This is a genomic window from Martelella sp. FLE1502, from assembly GCF_053484255.1.
In genome coordinates this window covers 116,786-134,772 of record NZ_JBAKFQ010000007.1, presented here as the reverse complement: position 1 = coordinate 134,772, position 17,987 = coordinate 116,786, and the positions used below count along the sequence as shown (strand labels likewise).

General features: G+C 62.6%; 15 protein-coding genes. 8 read left to right on the top strand and 7 right to left on the bottom strand.

Annotated features, from left to right (window positions below; all coding sequences use genetic code 11):
• The first annotated feature begins 47 nt into the window (after positions 1-47).
• Together bglA and V6767_RS08610 are read left to right on the top strand one after the other, a co-directional pair.
• Positions 48-1,703 (top strand): beta-galactosidase BglA, encoded by a 1,656-nt coding sequence (bglA, locus tag V6767_RS08615; RefSeq protein ID WP_448473086.1) that lies wholly within the window; start codon positions 48-50, stop codon positions 1,701-1,703.
• A gap of 14 nt (positions 1,704-1,717) precedes the next feature.
• Positions 1,718-2,815: an ABC transporter ATP-binding protein gene (locus V6767_RS08610; RefSeq protein ID WP_448473085.1), complete on the top strand. Its 1,098-nt coding sequence runs from the start codon at positions 1,718-1,720 to the stop codon at positions 2,813-2,815.
• A gap of 137 nt (positions 2,816-2,952) precedes the next feature.
• Here V6767_RS08610 and V6767_RS08605 read toward each other — a convergent pair whose 3' ends face one another.
• The 6 genes from V6767_RS08605 to V6767_RS08580 all read right to left on the bottom strand — a co-directional run bounded on the left by V6767_RS08605 (position 2,953) and on the right by V6767_RS08580 (position 10,904).
• Complete coding sequence (locus V6767_RS08605) at positions 2,953-3,624, bottom strand: outer membrane protein (RefSeq protein ID WP_448473084.1); 672 nt, start codon at positions 3,622-3,624, stop codon at positions 2,953-2,955.
• Between the two features lie 270 nt (positions 3,625-3,894).
• Positions 3,895-5,718: a phosphogluconate dehydratase gene (gene edd, locus V6767_RS08600; RefSeq protein WP_448473083.1), complete on the bottom strand. Its 1,824-nt coding sequence runs from the start codon at positions 5,716-5,718 to the stop codon at positions 3,895-3,897.
• Between the two features lie 42 nt (positions 5,719-5,760).
• A complete protein-coding gene (gene pgl, locus V6767_RS08595; RefSeq protein ID WP_448473082.1) occupies positions 5,761-6,459 on the bottom strand; it encodes a 6-phosphogluconolactonase in 699 nt (232 codons plus the stop codon).
• Between the two features lie 10 nt (positions 6,460-6,469).
• On the bottom strand, positions 6,470-7,942 hold the full coding sequence (zwf, locus tag V6767_RS08590; RefSeq protein WP_230718701.1) for a glucose-6-phosphate dehydrogenase: 1,473 nt from the start codon (positions 7,940-7,942) through the stop codon (positions 6,470-6,472).
• Between the two features lie 179 nt (positions 7,943-8,121).
• Entirely contained in the window at positions 8,122-9,411 is a 1,290-nt protein-coding gene (locus V6767_RS08585) for an NAD(P)/FAD-dependent oxidoreductase (RefSeq protein WP_448473081.1), read from the bottom strand.
• Between the two features lie 35 nt (positions 9,412-9,446).
• Positions 9,447-10,904 (bottom strand): glutamine synthetase family protein, encoded by a 1,458-nt coding sequence (locus V6767_RS08580; protein ID WP_448473080.1) that lies wholly within the window; start codon positions 10,902-10,904, stop codon positions 9,447-9,449.
• A gap of 117 nt (positions 10,905-11,021) precedes the next feature.
• Here V6767_RS08580 and V6767_RS08575 point away from each other — a divergent pair, with 117 nt between their 5' ends.
• Together V6767_RS08575 and V6767_RS08570 are read left to right on the top strand one after the other, a co-directional pair.
• Positions 11,022-12,200, top strand: coding sequence for an NAD(P)/FAD-dependent oxidoreductase (locus V6767_RS08575; RefSeq protein WP_448473079.1), 1,179 nt, complete (start codon positions 11,022-11,024; stop codon positions 12,198-12,200).
• A 244-nt stretch (positions 12,201-12,444) separates the two neighbouring features.
• Positions 12,445-13,314, top strand: a complete 870-nt coding sequence (locus V6767_RS08570) for a LysR family transcriptional regulator (RefSeq protein WP_448473078.1) — start codon at positions 12,445-12,447, stop codon at positions 13,312-13,314.
• 5 nt (positions 13,315-13,319) lie between these two features.
• On the opposite strand, the gene V6767_RS08565 is transcribed toward V6767_RS08570, so the two are convergent.
• Positions 13,320-15,056, bottom strand: coding sequence for an AsmA family protein (locus V6767_RS08565; RefSeq protein WP_448473077.1), 1,737 nt, complete (start codon positions 15,054-15,056; stop codon positions 13,320-13,322).
• A 531-nt stretch (positions 15,057-15,587) separates the two neighbouring features.
• Between V6767_RS08565 and V6767_RS08560 the strand changes: the two genes are divergently transcribed.
• The 4 genes from V6767_RS08560 to V6767_RS08545 all read left to right on the top strand — a co-directional run bounded on the left by V6767_RS08560 (position 15,588) and on the right by V6767_RS08545 (position 17,888).
• Entirely contained in the window at positions 15,588-15,797 is a 210-nt protein-coding gene (locus V6767_RS08560; RefSeq protein WP_448473076.1) for a cold-shock protein, read from the top strand.
• A 239-nt stretch (positions 15,798-16,036) separates the two neighbouring features.
• Complete coding sequence (rpsU, locus tag V6767_RS08555; protein WP_018065179.1) at positions 16,037-16,261, top strand: 30S ribosomal protein S21; 225 nt, start codon at positions 16,037-16,039, stop codon at positions 16,259-16,261.
• A gap of 135 nt (positions 16,262-16,396) precedes the next feature.
• Positions 16,397-16,612, top strand: coding sequence for a hypothetical protein (locus V6767_RS08550; RefSeq protein ID WP_448473075.1), 216 nt, complete (start codon positions 16,397-16,399; stop codon positions 16,610-16,612).
• A 253-nt stretch (positions 16,613-16,865) separates the two neighbouring features.
• Positions 16,866-17,888, top strand: a complete 1,023-nt coding sequence (locus tag V6767_RS08545) for an LLM class flavin-dependent oxidoreductase (RefSeq protein WP_448431752.1) — start codon at positions 16,866-16,868, stop codon at positions 17,886-17,888.
• The last annotated feature ends 99 nt before the right edge of the window (positions 17,889-17,987 follow it).

The following is a 17,987-nucleotide window of genomic DNA, read 5'->3' as shown; positions in this document are numbered from 1 at the left end:
CGCCGCCTTGAGCCCTGCCTGCGACACTGACAAGAAAAGACAAGAAAATGAACGATACCAATAACAAGGCCATCGACAAGAACTGGTGGCGCGGCGCCGTGATCTACCAGGTCTATCCGCGCTCGTTTCAGGACAGCAACGGCGATGGCGTCGGCGATATCCGCGGCATTGCCGAACGGCTGGATTACATCGCCGGCCTCGGCGCCGACGCGGTCTGGATCTCGCCGTTCTTCACCTCGCCGATGAAGGATTTCGGCTATGACGTGTCGAACTACAAGGACATCGATCCGATGTTCGGCACGCTCGCCGATTTCGATATGATGATCGAGAAGGCCCATGAGCTCGGCCTCAAGATCATGATCGACCTGGTGCTGTCGCATACCTCCGACCAGCATCCCTGGTTCTCGGAAAGCCGCGCAAGCCGCGACAATCCAAGGGCCGATTGGTATGTCTGGGCCGATGCCAAGCCCGATGGCTCGCCGCCAAACAACTGGCTCTCGATCTTCGGCGGTTCGGCATGGCAGTGGGACAGCCGCCGCCTGCAATATTACATGCACAATTTCCTGGTTTCGCAGCCGGACCTCAACTTCCACAATATGGAGGTTCAGGACGCGCTGCTTGATGTCGCGCGGTTCTGGCTCGATCGCGGCGTTGACGGCTTCCGCCTCGACACGATCAACTTCTACTTTCATGACCAGCAACTGCGCGACAATCCAGCGCTTGCGCCCGAGCGTCGCAACGACCAGACGGCGCCGGCGGTCAATCCCTACAATTACCAGGAACATCTCTATGACAAGAGCCGCCCGGAGAATCTGGAGTTCCTGAAGCGGCTTCGCGCCGTTATGGAAGAATATCCGGCCGTGGCAGCCGTCGGCGAGGTTGGCGACAGCCAGCGCGGTCTCGAGATCGTCGGCGAATACACCTCCGGCGGCGACAAGATGCAGATGTGCTATGCCTTCGAATTCCTGGCGCCGCAGCCGGTGACGCCGAAGCATGTTGTCAACTCGATCAACGCCTTCGATGCCGCAGCGCCCGAGGGCTGGGCCTGCTGGGCATTTTCCAATCACGACGTGGTCCGCCATGTCAGCCGCTGGGGCGCGGGCATCGAGGACAAGCAGGGCTATGCCAAAATGCTGGCCTCGCTGCTGATGACGCTCAAGGGTTCGATCTGCCTCTATGAGGGCGAGGAACTGGGCCTGACAGAGGCCGACATCGCCTTCGAGGATCTGCAGGACCCCTACGGCATCGAGTTCTGGCCGGAATTCAAGGGCCGCGACGGCTGCCGCACGCCGATGGTCTGGCAGGCGGGCGCGGTCAATGCCGGCTTCTCCACAGCGGAGAAGACCTGGCTGCCGGTTTCGACCGATCATGTGATGAAGGCCGTTGACGTTCAGCAGGGCGAGGACGGGTCGGTGCTTGAGCACTATCGTCGCTTCCTGGCGCTGCGCAAAAGCCAGCCGGCCTTGGCCAGAGGCGGGATCGCGTTTCACAGGGCCGATGACGATGCGCTGCTGATCTTCACGCGTGATCTGGATGGCGAAAGCGTTGTTTGCGTGTTCAATATCTCGGCAGCGCCCGTGACGGCGCGCCTGCCGGATGGCGCATGGAGCGCGTTTGAAGGAACGGGCTTCTCGTGCGAGGCCGAGGGCAATACGATAAAACTTCCTGCCTGGGGCGCATATTTCGCCCGTAAGGGCGCATAGGGAAAGGGGCGGTAATGACTGGTGTAACACTCAAGGATGTGAAGAAATCCTACGGCAATGTCGAAGTTCTTCACAAGATCGACCTGGATATCCAGCCGGGTGAGTTCGTCGTCTTTGTCGGCCCGTCCGGCTGCGGCAAGTCGACCCTGCTCCGGATGATCGCCGGGCTGGAGGAAATCTCCGGCGGCACGATCGCGATCGAAGACCAGGTGGTCAACGACATTCCGCCTTCCAAGCGCGGCATCGCCATGGTGTTCCAGACCTATGCGCTCTATCCGCATATGTCGGTCTACGACAACATGGCCTTCGGCATGCGCATCGCCAAGGAGAGCAAGGAAGAGATCGACCGCCGGGTGCGGGCTGCCGCCGACATGCTGCAGATCACGCCCTATCTCGACCGCCTGCCGAAGGCGCTTTCGGGCGGCCAGCGTCAGCGCGTGGCGATCGGCCGCGCCATCTGCCGCGATCCGAAGGTCTTCCTGTTCGACGAGCCATTGTCGAACCTTGATGCAGCGCTACGTGTCGCGACCCGCATCGAGATCGCCAAGCTCAACGAGAAGATGCCCGACACCACGATGATTTACGTGACCCACGACCAGGTCGAGGCGATGACGCTCGCCGACCGGATCGTGGTGCTTTCGGGCGGCTATATCGAACAGGTCGGCGCGCCGCTGGAGCTTTACGAGCGGCCCTCGAACCTGTTCGTGGCCCAGTTCATCGGCTCGCCCGCCATGAACATCATGCCGGTCAAGATCGCCCGCACAGGCGAGACCACCGAAGTCGAGCTCAAGGATGGCAAGCGTTTCGACGTGCCGATCAAGACCGAGGAGAGCGAGCGCGGCAAGAAGGCAAGCTTCGGCGTGCGGCCCGAGGACGTGCGCGAGGCGGCCGAGGGCGAGGACTTCCTGTTCGAAGGCAAGATTTCGATCATCGAGGCGCTGGGTGAGGTGACCCTGATCTATATCGAGGGCGATCTCATCGACGAGGATCCGATCATCGTCAAGCTGCCCGGCATTCACAAGGGCAAGCCCGGCGATGTGATGCGCTTCGTCGCGGATCCGGAAAGGCTGCACCTGTTCGACGAAAGCGGTCACAGCTACCTTTACCGCTGAACGCATTCGCTGCGCCGATATAAAAAAAAGCCCGCCAGGCATGTGCCGGCGGGCTTTTCTATCTTCTTCGCTGAGGGAGGGGGGCACAGCGAAGAATGAATGGCGGACAGGGGGACGTCCGCCATTCGGGAGAAAGATCAGAACTTGTAACCGACGCGGGCCATAACCCGGTTGGACGTGTAGTCCTTGGCTTCGAAGCCCGTCAGAGCGCCGTCAAAGTCTTTCTTGCCGAAGTCGGTGTAGCGGTATTCCAGACCGGCAAAGACGTTGTTGCTGAGCGCGTAGTCGAGACCGGCGCCGACCGTCCAGCCGTTGAAGGCCTGGTCCTGATCGAGACCGTTGCCGTCGATGTAGCCGTTGGCAATCGCCCAACCACCCGTTGCGTAGATCAGGGCCTTGTCGAACGCGTAACCGAGACGGGCGCGAACCGAGCCTTCCCAGTCGGAACCGGCCTTCACGGAGAAGGGCGCGCCGACATTATAGTCCTGCTCGTTCCAGTTATAGTCGAGTTCGCCTTCAACACCGAGAACGACGTTGTTGCTGAACTGGTAGTTATAACCGGCGAAACCGCCGAGCTTGCCGCCGTCGAAATCGTCGCTGCCGATCTGTGCACCGTTATAGTGCAGGTTTGCGGTCGCCCAGTCATAGCCGCCGGTGCCACCGAGATAGAAACCGGTCCAGCTGAAGCTCTGGGGGATGACCTGCGGAGCGACATAGGGTTCGGCTGCGGGCGTCATGACCACGTCAGCGGCTTCTGCAGCGGCGCCCATCGCAAACAGGGCGGCGGAAGCGAGAAGAATCTTTTTCATTACTTGTACTCCTTCGATGTGTTTCACCTAGCGTCTAGATAGGTGATTTAATCAATCGATCAAATTAACTTTGCACATCCCGCGCACTTCGTTGGGAGCTGTTGCTGGAATGTGACAGTGTCCCCTGCTCGATTGACCCTTGCCTCGGAAACGAAATAGGCCCGGGATTTGTTTCCCGGGCCGACGATTATTGGTGGCATATGTTTATTTCGTGGCAGCAAGGCGCACGAATTGGGGCAGGCAATCACGTAATGCGAATGATCGTAACGATCACTCGAAAAACACGCTTGCGCCGTGATCGGCGGTGCCGACATGATGGCGGAAGGGGTCGAACAGTTCGCGCCCCATGCCGTAGTCATTGCCGGTGAGATCAGCCTCGGCGAGCGGCCGGGCATCGAACTCTTCCGCCGGCACCAGAACCTCCAGCGTCCCGGCCTCGGCGTCGAGCCGCATCCGGTCGCCGGTGCGGATCTTGGCGATCGGGCCGCCATCCTTTGCTTCCGGCGTCACGTGGATCGCCGCCGGCACCTTGCCCGACGCGCCGGACATGCGCCCGTCGGTGACCAGCGCCACCTTGTAGCCGCGGTCCTGTAGCACGCCGAGCGGCGGGGTCAGGCGGTGAAGTTCCGGCATGCCGTTCGATTTCGGGCCCTGGAAGCGGACCACCGCGATGAAGTCGCGGTTGAGCTCGCCGGCCTTGAAGGCCGTTTGCAGCTCCTGCTGGTCGTGGAACACGATCGCCGGGGCCTCGATCACGCGGCGCTCCGGCTTGACGGCGGAGATCTTGATCACCGCCTTGCCGACATTGCCGGAAAGCATCTTCAGCCCGCCATTGGGCTGGAACGGCTTGTCATGGGTGGTGAGCACCTTCGGATCGGCGCTCGGCCCGTCGCCGATCGGCTCGCGCAGCACCGTGCCGTCATCGTTAAGCTTCACGTCGATCGCATAGGCTTCCATGCCCTCGCCGAACACGGTGCGGACATCGTCGTGCAGGAAGCCGGCGTTGAGAAGCTGACGGATGAGATAGCCCATGCCGCCGGCGGCGTGGAAGTGGTTCACGTCGGCAAGCCCGTTCGGGTAGACGCGGGCCAGCAACGGCACGATGTCGGAGAGCTCGGAAATATCCTGCCAGGTGAGCTGGATTCCTGCCGCCCGCGCCATGGCGACCAGATGCATGGTGTGGTTGGTGGAGCCGCCGGTTGCGTGCAGCCCGACCACGCCGTTGACGATCGAGCGCTCGTCGATCATCTGGCCGACGGGCGTGAACTCGTTGCCGTCGGCGGTGATCGCGAAGGCGCGCTTCACGGCCTCCTTGGTCAGCGCGTCGCGCAGCGGGGTGTTGGGGTTGATGAAGGATGCGCCGGGCATGTGCAGACCCATCATCTCCATCAGCATCTGGTTGGAGTTGGCGGTGCCGTAGAAGGTGCAGGTGCCGGGGCCGTGATAGGATTTCGATTCCGATTCCAGCAGTTCCTTGCGGCCGACCTTGCCCTCCGCATAGAGCTGGCGGATATGCGATTTCTCGTCATTGCCCTGGCCGGTGGTCATGGGACCTGCGGGAATGAAGATCGTCGGCAGGTGGCCGAAGGTGAAGGCGGCAATCGTCAGGCCGGGCACGATCTTGTCGCAGACGCCGAGATAGACGGCGGCATCGAACATGTTGTGCGACAGGCCGACGGCGGCTGCCATCGCGATCAGGTCGCGCGAAAACAGCGACAGCTCCATGCCGGGCTGGCCCTGGGTGACGCCGTCGCACATGGCAGGCACGCCGCCTGCCACCTGCGCCACGCCACCGGCCTCGCGGGCCGCTTCCCGGATCAGCGCCGGGAAGGTCTCGAACGGCTGATGGGCCGAGAGCATGTCGTTATAGGAGGTGATGATGCCGAGATTGGGGACGGTATCGCCCGAAAGCGCGTCCTTCTCGGCGGGGGAACAGACCGCAAAGCCGTGGGCAAGATTGCCGCAGGACAGAACGGAGCGATGGACGCCCTTCGTGATCGCCTGGGAGACGCGATCGAGATAGGCTTCACGGGTCGGTTTGGACCGCTCGATAATGCGAGCGGTTATGTCTGCAATACGGGGATCGGCGGTCATGGGCTTTTCCTGTGCTTTGCGGAAGGCGCCCGGCAGGAGGTGTCAGGGCGCCCAGTATATTTCCACGGGTGAAGAGGCGCGGGTGAGAACGGCGCGGATGGGCATTTCCGCCTCGTCATCGCCGGCCAGCGCCTTGTTCAGAACATCCTTCTTGGCCTCGCCTTCGATATGCAGCACCAGCAGGCCCGCATTTTCGAGGCTCGAGAAGGTGAAGGTCAGCCGGGCTTCGCCCGCCCCTTCGGCATGAATGGCCATCACGCCGGTGGGCGTGGTCTTGTCGAGTGCTTTTTCAAGCGTGTCGCCTCCCGGAAAGAACGAGGCCGTATGGCCATCGGTTCCCATGCCCAGCACCACGACGTCGAAGGGCAGGCTGGCGGCCGAGACCTTGTTGGTCACGATATCGGCCGCTTCCTCGGCGGTCTCCACCTTCTGGTAGAGCGGAATGAAGCGCGCGCTGGCGGCGGGGCCATTCAACAGGTTTTGCTTCACCAGAAGATGGTTGGAGCGCGGATTGTCCTCCGGCACGAACCGTTCGTCGACGAGGGTGATGGTCACCTTTTCCCAGTCGATCGGCGCTGCCGACAACGCGCGGAAAAAGGCCTTCGGCGTCGACCCGCCGGAAACGGCAAGCGAGGCCATGCCCTTGTCGGCGATCGCGGCGGCAAGCTTGCTGGCGACGGCCGCGGAAAGGGCCGCGGCCAGATCAACGCCGTTTTCGAATGTGTGCATCGTCTCGGTCATGTCGCGGCCCTCACAGCGGCTCGTGCCAGGTGCGGCCGTCGCGCTCGATCAGCGCGATCGCCTTGGACGGGCCCCAGGTGCCGGCGGTGTAGCCGTGAACCGGCTGGCCGGTGGCTTCCCACGCCTTCAGGATCGGATCGCACCAGCGCCATGCCTCCTCTACCTCGTCGCGGCGCATGAACAGGGTCTGGTTAGCGCGCACCACGTCGAGCAGCAGGCGCTCATAGGCATCCGGGTTGCGCACGTCGAAGGCCTGGGCGAAGCTCATGTCGAGCGCCACCTGGCGTAGGCGCATGCCGCCGGGGCCGGGATCCTTGATCATCAGCCACTGCTTCACACCCTCGTCCGGCTGCAGGCGCAGCACGAGCTGGTTTGCCGCGATCCGTCCGGCGCCCGGGCCGAAGATCGAATGCGGAATTTCCTTGAAGGTGATGACGACTTCCGAAAGCCGGCTGGCGAGCCGCTTGCCGGTGCGGATGTAGAAGGGTACGCCCGCCCAGCGCCAGTTTTCGATCTCGGCCTTGATCGCGACGAAGGTCTCGGTGTCGGATTCGCCGCCGAGTTCCTCCAGATAGCCCTTGACCGCGCCGCCCTTGGAGGCGCCGGCGCGGTATTGGCCGCGAACGGTCATTGCGCTGGCGTTGTCCTCGGTGATCGGCTTCAGCGAGCGCAGCACTTTGAGCTTCTCGTCGCGGACGGCCTCGGCCTCCATCGAAGAGGGCGTTTCCATCGCCACCATGCAGAGCACGTTGAGGATATGGTTCTGCACCATGTCGCGCAGCGCGCCCGACTTGTCGTAATAGCCGGCGCGGCCCTCGAGCCCGACCTCCTCGCCGACCGTGATCTGGATATGGTCGATATGGTTGGCGTTCCACAACGGCGCGTAGAGCATGTTGGCGAAACGCAGCGCCATCAGGTTCTGCACCGTCTCCTTGCCGAGATAGTGGTCGATGCGGAAGACCTGTTCCTCGTGGAAGGTCTTGGCGATCATGTTGTTGAGTTCCAGCGCGGAGGCGAGGTCTCGGCCGAGCGGCTTCTCAACCACGATGCGGGTCTGCTTGGTGATCAGCTTGTGGTCGCGAATGCCGTCGCAGATCGGACCGAAGATCGAGGGGGCGACGGCCATGTAGAAGGCGCGCACCCGGTCCTTGCCGGGCTCCAGCATCTTCTTCAGCGCGTCCCAACCCTTGTTGGTGGTCGCGTCGACGGGGACATATTCGATCCGGGCGAGGAACTTCGCCACTTCGTCCTTGTCGTACTCGCCGTCCTTCAGGTGCTCCTTCAGCGCCTTGTCGGCATGTTCGCGGAACTGCTCGGAGGTGAGTTCGGAACGCGAGGCGCCGATGATGCGGGTCGGGTCGGTGAACTGTCCCGCGATCTGGCGGTGGTAGAGCGCGGGCAGCAGCTTGCGCTCGGTCAGGTCTCCGGTTGCGCCGAAGACAACATAGTCGAAGGGGTCGACGGGGATCATTTGACTGCTCATGGTCAGTCCTCTCAATCGTCAGCTGGTTGGCGGTGTTTTATCAAATCGATTTAAAAATGCCAGTCCGATTTCGAAAAAATCGGATGGGGGCGAGAAAATGCAATCGGTGTTTCATCGGTCGGTCTCGGTCGTGAAGCGCCTGCGGGGCGGGGGCGCTCCGCAGGCGCGAAAAACAAGGACTAGATCATGTCGCGGAGCGCGAACCATGTGAGCGCCAGGAACAGCAAGGGCTTGCGCAGCCGCTCGCCACCGGGGAAGGCGGGAATTTCAAGGTCGCGGTAAAGGCCGAGGTCCTGCGAGCGCCCCGCGATCTCGTCGGCATAGAGCTTGCCGCAGTAATTCGACAGCATGACGCCATGGCCGGAAAACCCGCCGATGGAGGTGACACCCGGCATGATGTCGTGCACCAGCGGCCGGCGCGGCATGGTGATGCCGACCGATCCGCCCCAGGCATGGGTAATGTCGACATCGGCCAGTTGCGGATAGACCTGTGTGATCTGGCGGTGGAGATGCTTGGAGACGTTCTTCGGATCATCGGCGGAATAGACCTCGCGCCCGCCGAACAGCAATTCTCCGGTCGGTGCCTTGCGAAAGTAGCGCACCACGAACCGGCTGTCATCGACCGATTCGCCGCCCGGCAATATCTTCAGCGCTTTGGGGATCCGCGTGGTCGCGGCGATGAAGGAGCGGATCGGCATGATCTTCGCCGCCGTTTTCGGCTCCAGATGTTCCTGGATATAGCCGTTGCAGGCGATCAGCGCCCGGTCGGCGGTAACCGTGCCGCGCTCGGTCTCGACCGCGATCCTGCCATCGGCGCGGTCTATATTGAGCGCCTTGGTCATTTCGAACAGGCGCGCGCCGGCCGCAGCCGCCGCCTTCGCCGTGCCCACCAGCAGTTTCAGCGGATGGATATGGCCGGTGCCGATATCGCGCAGGCCGCAATAATAATGGTTGGAGCCCAGCCGCTCGGCCGTCTCCTGCCTGCTCATGAACGACAGATGCGGATAGTCATAGCGCTCCGCCAGCGCGTCGGCGTGATGGCGGTAGGTATATTCCATGTTGCGCTTGTGGGCGACGGACAACTGGCCGGGCGTGAAGTCGATATCGATTTTCTGGGCGCGGGCGAAATCCAGAAGGTGGGACTTGGCGTCCTCGGCCATGCGAAAAAACGCGAGCGAGCGCGCCTTGCCGAGCTTGTGCTCCATTTCTTCCGGCCACCAGTGCTGGCCGGTGCCGAGCTGGCCGCCATTGCGCCCCGATGCGCCGTCGCCGAACCGGGCGGCGTCGACCAGCACCACGTCAACGCCGTCGGCCGCCAGTTGATAGGCCGCCTGAAGGCCGGTGAAGCCGCCGCCGACGATAATGACGTCCGCGCTTGTCGAGCCGTCAAGCTGCGGATAGCTCGGCCGCTCGGCAAGCGTTGCCTGATACCAGGAAAGGCCCGGCGCAATCGGGCTTTGCCATTTCATTCGCGAAGGTCTCCGTCATTCAGGGTCGGTTGCTGTTACACGTGAAGAAGCAGGAATTCCCGCTCCCACGGGCTGATCACCTCCATGAAGGTTTCGAATTCGCCGCGCTTTATGCCGGCGTAAAGGTCGATGAATTCGTGGTTGAGCACCGGGAGGAGCGCCGTTTCGGCCTCCATCAGCGCCAGCGCTTCCAAGAGCCCACGCGGCAGATCGACAATGCCCTCATTGGCGGTGTCGGCGGTCGGCGCGGAAGGGTCAGTGAGGTTCTCGATGCCGAGATAGCCGCAGGCGAGCGAGGCCGCAAGCGCCAGATAGGGGTTGGCGTCGGAGCTCGGCAACCGGTTCTCGACGCGGCGCGAATCCGGATCGGATACCGGGATGCGGAACGCTGTGGTGCGGTTGTCATAACCCCAGGCTGTGTTGACCGGGCAGGCCATGTCGGGCGTCAGCCGGCGATAGGAATTCACATAGGGCGCCATCATCACCAGCGTCGACGGCACGTATTTCTGCATGCCGCCGATGAAGTGGAAGAATTCGGGCGAGGGCTCGCCGTTTTCCAGCGAGAACACGTTGCGGCCGGTCTCGATGTCGATCAGCGACTGGTGGATATGCATTGCCGAGCCCGGCTGCCCCTGCATCGGCTTTGCCATGAAGGTGGCGAAGGTGCCGTGCTTGGTGGCTGCTTCCCGGATCGTGCGCTTGAAATAGAACACCTGGTCGGCAAGCTCCAGCGGATCGCCATGGCGCAGGTTGATCTCGAGCTGGGCAGGGCCCTCCTCGTGGATCAGCGTGTCGATCTCCAGCCCCTGCGCCTCGCAGAAGTGGTAGATGTCGTCGATCAGCTCGTCGAATTCGTTGATGCCGGCGATCGAATAGGCCTGGCCGGCCACGATCGGGCGTCCGGAGCGGCCGACCGGCGGCACCAGCGGCAGGTCTGGATCGTCATTCTTGGCGACGAGATAGAATTCGATCTCGGGCGCGACCACCGGCCGCCAGCCCTTCTTCTCGTAAAGCTCGACCACCCGTTTCAGCACATTGCGCGGCGTGTAGGGAACCTCTTCGCCATCGGAGCCGACGACGTCGCAGATCACCTGCGCGGTCGGATCGCTTTCCCAGGGCACCGTCGTCAGCGTTGACAGGTCCGGCACGAGCTTGAGGTCGCTATCGCGCGGCTCATAGCGGAAGCTGCCGCTTTCATCGGGATAATCGCCCGAAATCGTGTGACGGTAGAGCGCGGAGGGGAGCGCGAGCGAGGTGTTAGAGGTAAACTTCGAGGTCGGCATCATCTTGCCGCGCGGCACGCCGGCAAGGTCAGGGGTGATGCATTCGATATCCTCGATGCCGCGCGCCTTCAGCCAGCGCGCCGCATCCTTCCAGTCCGCGACGCCGCGCGCGGAGGCAGGTGAGGAGAGCACGGTCGGCTTCTTCGCCCGCTTGGTTCTGCTGCTTTGGGTTTTGCTTGCGGCCTTCATGGATATTTTTTTGGCTGGCATTTTTCTCGCCGGTTGTCATTGCGGTTTTCTGTATCATAAACACCCGTGACGCGTTGGCGAGGGGGCAAGTTGAGTTTCTGCCTCAAAGCCCGATGCCGCGTTGGGGATAATACGCGCATGAAAGACTATGATGTCATTATCGTGGGGGCCGGGGCCGCCGGGCTGATGTGCGCGGCGCGCGCCGGCAAGCGGGGCCGCCGCGTGCTGCTGATCGACCACGCGAAAAAGCCCGGCGAGAAGATCCGTATTTCCGGCGGCGGGCGCTGCAATTTCACCAATATTCACGCCGGCCCGCGCAATTTCATCTCCGAAAACCCGCATTTTGCCAAATCCGCGCTGGCGCGCTACACCCCGCGCGATTTTCTCGATCTGGTAGAGCGCCACGGCATCGCCTGGCACGAGAAGACGCTCGGCCAGCTATTCTGTGACGGATCGGCGCGCGAGATTATCGCCATGCTGCTGGACGAATGCGCCAAAGGCGGCGTTACGGTGGCGCTCGAAACCACGGCCAGCGATATCACCCGCGTTGGCGAGCGCTTCACGATGCGGCTGAACGGGGAAAAGGCCTCCTGCGCCGTGCTGGTGATCGCGACCGGCGGCAAGTCGATTCCGAAAATGGGCGCAACCGGTTTTGCCTATGACGTTGCAGCGTCATTCGGGATTTCGGTGGTCGAGCCGCGCCCCGGCCTTGTGCCGTTCACGCTTGATCCGCTTTTGCAGGCGGAGCTGCAGCCGCTCTCGGGCATCGGCGTTGATAGCGCGGTCGCCTGCGGCAAGACCGCCTTTCGCGAGGCGATGCTGATTACCCATCGCGGGCTTTCGGGTCCCGCCATCCTGCAGATTTCGTCCTACTGGACGCCGGGTCAGGAGGTGGCGGTGCGCATGCTACCCGACATCGATCTCGCGGTAGAACTCGTGAAAGCCAAGCGCGAGAACGGTCGGCAAAGCGCCGTCACCGCGCTTTCCAATCATGTGCCGAAGCGGCTGGCGCAGTATTTTGCCGAGAAAAGCCGCCCCGCCGGGCCCCTGGCCGACACGCCGGACAAGGCGCTCGCGGCGCTGGCCCGCGCCGTTCAGGACTGGCGGGTGAAGCCCGCGGGCACGGAAGGCTATCGCACCGCGGAGGTGACGCTGGGCGGTATCGATACCAGGGCGCTGTCATCCGCCACGATGGAGGCGATGGCGGTGCCGGGGCTCTATTTCATCGGCGAATGCGTCGACGTTACCGGCTGGCTTGGCGGCTACAATTTCCAGTGGGCATGGGCCTCGGGCGTTGCCGCCGGCGACGTTGTGTGACGCGAAGGCCTTCCCCAACACGCTTCGCCAGCGAAGCCAGAAAATACCACGACTTCGGCAGCGGATTGGCGAAGGCGCGGTAATAATCGTCTTCCGGCACGTCGCGCCAGTTGACGTTGTCTGTGAGTTTCGGTGGGCGTTTTTCCTGGTTCATTGCGATGTCTCCTTTGTCGTGAGCCATCGCCTCTATTAAGCGCAAAAATTATCGTTTGATACCGACTGAAATGAGGGCTATTTTTCATTTGTGAAAAATGCGCCATGGTCTCATTATCAACTGTTTCTGCTGGTTGTCCGCCACGGCGGGCTTACCGGCGCTTCCGAGGAAAGCGCGCTGAGCCCGGCGACGGTCGGCCGCCATATGCTCGACCTTGAGCAACGGCTCGGCAGGGTGCTTTTTACCCGCAGCCCGCGCGGCTACAGCCTGACGCCGGACGGCGAAACGCTGCATGCGATGCTGAAGGATGCGGAAGGCAGGCTGCGCCGGGTCGAGGACTGGGGCGGCGAGACGGCGGCCCCGACGCTGGTGCGTCTTGGCATCGGCACATGGAACGCCTTTCTGGTCAGTCAGCATATCAGCGAAATCCGCGCGCCGGGCGATCCCGTCCGCCTTGAGTTTCTCGTCGGCGAACAGCGCGCGAGCCTTTCCCATCGCGAAAACCATATCGGCATCCGCGCCTTCCGGCCGGAGGAGGCCAATCTTGCCGCCCGTCGCCTGTGTCCTGCCGCCTATGCCCCGTTCAGGGCGCGGAACGCGGCGGTCGCGGAGCAATGGATTGCGGTCACAAGGGAAGCCGCGATTTCGCGTTACCTCACCTGGCCCCACGCGCACCACGCCAACGCCATCATCATGACGGCAAGCCGGCCGCGCTCCATGCTCGATCTGGTCGAGGCCGGCGCTGGCATTGCCGTCCTGCCGTGCTTCATCGGCGATGCCAACCAGCGGCTTGTGCGCGCGGGTCCGGTGATCGATGAACTCACCCACGACCAGTGGCTGGTGCTCCATGACGACGATCGGCGCCAGCGCGATATCCGCCGGGTCGCCGACCGGCTGTTCGGGTTCATGAAGGCGCGGGCGGAGCTTTATGCCGGCAGACGCTCCGGCGCGGACGCTTGAAGGGGCTAGTCGGATGCGGTCCCGGCGGGGATTTCGGTAACGCGCGCGAAGGCGGCAAGCGCGTTGCCGCTGATATCGAGTGCGATCCCCGGAGTATCGCCGGTCTTCGGCGTCGCCGTCAGCTTTGCCTCAAGCTGGCCGGTGGCGGTGTCGACCCGCCCCTCGATGGTGACCTGGCGGTTCTCGCCTTCGATGGTGACGCCGTCGAGCGTGAGGATGGTGCCATCGAGACTGCCGCGGCCCTTGATTGACTGGAAGGCATAGGGCGCCTGCTTCAGCGGGGAAAAAGCAAAGGCATTGCTGTTTTCGGCCGTTGCCAGGATCGCGTTGAGGTCAAGCCAGGTCAGTTGGCCGGGACCGGCCGAAAAACGGAAATTGCCCGACAGACCGTCCTTGGGGTTCCGCTCCAGCGGCAAATTCGCCTGATAGACCAGTTCAAGGGTGAGCGCGTCGCTTTCCAGCGGAACGCTGATCCCGAGCTGGCGGAAAAGCGGTCCCGATCTGACGTCTTCGGCGTTCAGCCGCACTTTGGCGGTGCCGGCGTTCTGTACGGCGACATGGGCGAACAATGAGCCATTGTCGAGCCTGCTGTCAGCGATATCGAAACTGGTTTGCTCGCTGGTGCGGATGATGCTGGCGGCGACCTCGGAAAGGGTGATGTCTGAAAGCCGCACGGTGCCGGCCGAGACGCGCAGGTCGAGATCGGAGAGCGGCTCGCCGGTTCCGTCGTCGGCACCTTCCGCCATCGTATCGATCCAGGATGGCAGCGAGGACTGGGCATCGAACAGCGCGATATCGGTGAACGCCATGGTGGCGGAAATCCGGGCGGGCTCATCGGGCGTCTTCATGACGATATCGAGAGCGCCGCTTGCTCTGGACTCCCCGATTGCCAGTTCCACGGGCGAGAAGCGCAGGGACGGTCCGCTGCGCGCGACCTGGCCTTTAAGCGATGCCTGTCCGACGGTGCTCAAAAGCCGTGTCTCGACGCCGAGCCGGGTCATCAGATTCTGCAGATCGGCGGTCGAAAGAGAGAAGCTGCCGTTCAGGAAATAGGGCCGTCTGCCCGACGCGGTGCCCTGATAGCTTACAGAAGCAAGCGCGTTGGAAAGCATGAGATCGACCGTGGAGGAGCCGCCGGCAAACATCGCGACCGGTTTGGCGGTCCTGAGCGAAATTTCGGTCGGCTCGCCCCCGATTTCGGCCGAGCCCGTGAACCGGGCGGCACCATCCAGTTCTTCCCAGTCGAGCTCTCCGGTGACGGCTTTCACGATCCGCGGATCGCCATCGCTGTCGCCCTTGCCGGCAATGGCGATGGTGCTGTCGATCAGCCGCAATTCCCCCGGCCCCTTGCCGTCAATCGCGCCGCCTTCGCCATCCTGAATGGCCGCGACCGCCATCGCCAGCCTGTTCGCCGGCAGGGCGCCCGGATCGCCGCCATCCTCCAGCACGATGACGGCCTTTTCGAATGTCAGGTCGGAGAAGGCGGGCTTGCCGGAAAGCGCGCCGAAAATGCCGAAATCGGCCGTCAATTCCGCCGCGTTGCCATAGACCAGAAGTCCGCCGCCGCTCGGGCGGGGGATCGCCGCCCCGTGCGCGGTGATCCGGGGGCGGGGCCAGTAGGAGATTTCCGGCGTTCCCGCAACCGTCGCGCGTGCGCCGAGCCAGTCCGAAAGCTCTTCCTCCAGCGCATCGCCCATGGAAGCGGGCGAGACGATGGTGGGCACGAGATGATAGGCAGCCACAGCCAGAAGAATTCCGCCCGCAAGCCCGTAGCGCACCCACCGGCGGCGGACCAGTCGGCGGGGCCGTCCCGAAAAAAGCGCGGCTGGCGATGGAATTCTCATGAGATAAGGCCTGTATCTGCACACTCCCGTCCCGGCGATAACCGAAAATTGCCAATGGCACAATAATGGGTTGTTGTTTACGTCCACGGCAACGGCCGGCAAGAATGACCGTGCTCCCCGCTTTTCGAGGCAAGTGGATCGCCTTTTGACTCCGCATCGCTGGTCTCCTTCCCCACAAAGGGGGCAGCGCCCGCAGGCAGGCTCAGAGCCGCCTTCCTGCCGCACCTGATGGTCAGAGGCCCCGTTCCGGCCCCGTCGGCTGGTTTAATTTGCCGCCGACCGTTGCAATCGGCGGTGCAGGGGCCTATATGGTGATCATCGACCATTGCTTGTGATGTTGTCCGGGGCGGTTTGCCCTACCGATTTCCTCTCAAAATCGATCTCTTTCGCGAATTCCCGCGAAGGAAACGCCAATGAAGGGAAATCGTCATGACGACCGGAACAGTCAAATGGTTCAATGCTGCCAAGGGTTACGGCTTTATCGCGCCCGTTGATGGCAGCACGGACGTTTTCGTTCATATCTCTGCCGTTGAGCGTGCAGGTTTGCAATCGCTCAATGACGGCCAGAAATTGAACTACGAAGTCGTTCGCGACAACCGCTCTGGAAAGAGCGCGGCCGACAATCTTCAGGCTGCTTGATCTTATTGCCCTGGTTGACCAAGGATGTACTGGCAACCGCTTCGGGCATTGGCGCATATCGCCCTACTTCAAGCAGCAGATAATTGTCATTCGCTGTCGCTGACCACGGATGTACTGGCAGTGACTGGGAAGAGGTCGGGTTCATCCCGGCCTTTTTGTTTTCATGTTGCCGTCCTGCGCGCTCAAGCGCTGCAGGGTCGGGAACGTGGAAGAAACATAAACCAATCAAGGAGGTTTTCTTGCAGGTACTGGTAAGAGATAACAATGTCGATCAGGCGCTTCGCGTCCTGAAGAAGAAAATGCAGCGTGAAGGCATCTTTCGCGAGATGCGGGCGCGGCGGTCTTACGAGAAGCCTTCGGAAAAACGCAACCGCGAAGCGGGCGAGGCGGTGCGTCGTCTGCGCAAGCTGAAAAGAAAACAGATGCAGCGCGAAGGTCTCCTTCCCTCGCGCAAGAAGGGCTAGGCCAAGCCGGCCCTTGGCGGACAAGAGCAACGGCTCTCTCCGTTTGTTTTGATGCATTCTCGCAGGGATCAGGCGATCGCGTCTGGTCGCGGAATGCCCAGGAAGCCGGTGCGGCTTCCGGTCAGGGAGACAGCCATGACTGAGACAAAAGATCAGCTTTCCAAACCCGGCCGGGTTTCGGCGACGGACAAGCTCGCGACCACAGACAAGGCGGCGCGCGAGATCATCGCCGAAGAGGCCAGGCTTCTGGATACCAAGACGGCGCGTTTGCGCCGGCTGAGAATGGAGCGGGATGCGACTGCTCCGGCGGAAAAGCCCAGGAAAGACCGGGTCCGCAAGGCGACCAAATAGCCCCTGTTCGGGTTTTGGTTTGACCGGCTGATTTTCCCCTGCGCCGTCATTGTTCGGTTCAGGCCGCACCGATATACCGACATTGAGACGGCCCGCCCGATGGCGGGTCGTTTTGCGTTTGCGCGCGCGTTGACCGGGAAACGCAGTGTTCATCGAATGCCCCATTGCTCTTGGTCTGCGTGAACGGCATCTATCGGAAAACGGGCTTACGCCACGCAAACAGAGGCATGAACATGCCGGAGGTATGCAGGTTATGAAGAAAATAGGATTTTTGTCCTTTGGACACTGGACGCCGTCGCAGCAATCGGCGACCCGCTCGGCCGCCGATGTGCTGTCGCAATCGATCGACCTTGCGGTCGCCGCCGAGGAACTGGGCGCGGATGGCGCCTATTTTCGCGTCCATCACTTCGCCCGGCAATTGTCCTCGCCATTTCCGCTGCTGGCCGCGATCGGCGCGAGGACCAGCCGTATCGAGATCGGCACCGGCGTGATCGACATGCGTTACGAAAACCCGCTCTACATGGTCGAGGATGCGGGCTCCGCCGATCTGATCTCCGGCGGAAGGCTGCAACTCGGCATTTCGCGCGGATCGCCTGAACAGGTGATCGAGGGCTGGCGCTATTTCGGCTATCAGCCCGGCGAAGGGGAAGACGATGCCGCCATGGCGCGGCGCCATACGGAAGTGTTCCTTGACCAGCTTGAAGGCAAGGGCTTTGCCGAGCCCAATCCGCGCCCGATGTTTCCCAACCCGCCCGGTCTGTTGCGGCTGGAGCCGCATTCGGAGGGGCTGAGAAAGCGCATCTGGTGGGGCTCGGCCACCAATGCGACGGCGGAATGGGCGGCGAAACTGGGCATGAACCTGCAGAGCTCGACGCTGAAATTCGACGAAACCGGCGAGCCGTTGCACCGGCAGCAGGCCGACCAGATCCGCGCCTACCGCGCCGCCTGGAAAGAAGCCGGGCACGACTGGACGCCGCGGGTTTCGGTCAGCCGTTCGATCTTCGCGCTCACCACGGACATGGACCGCGCCTATTTCGGCCGTGGCGGCAACGAGCAGGATTCGATCGGCTATATCGATGAGAAGACCCGCGCGGTGTTCGGCCGTTCCTATGCCGCCGAGCCGGACCGGCTGATCGAACAGCTGAAGGGCGACGAGGCGATTGCCGAGGCCGACACGCTGCTGCTCACCGTGCCGAACCAGCTGGGCGTTGCCTATAACGCCCATGTCATCGAGGCGATCCTGAAACATGTCGCGCCCGGTCTCGGCTGGCGCTGACCGCTCCTTTCGACGCGACGGGCATAGCGCCCGCCGCGTCAATCTGACACATGACAGGTTAGAACCTGCTTGCCCCATCGCGCGTTCGCGCATACGCTT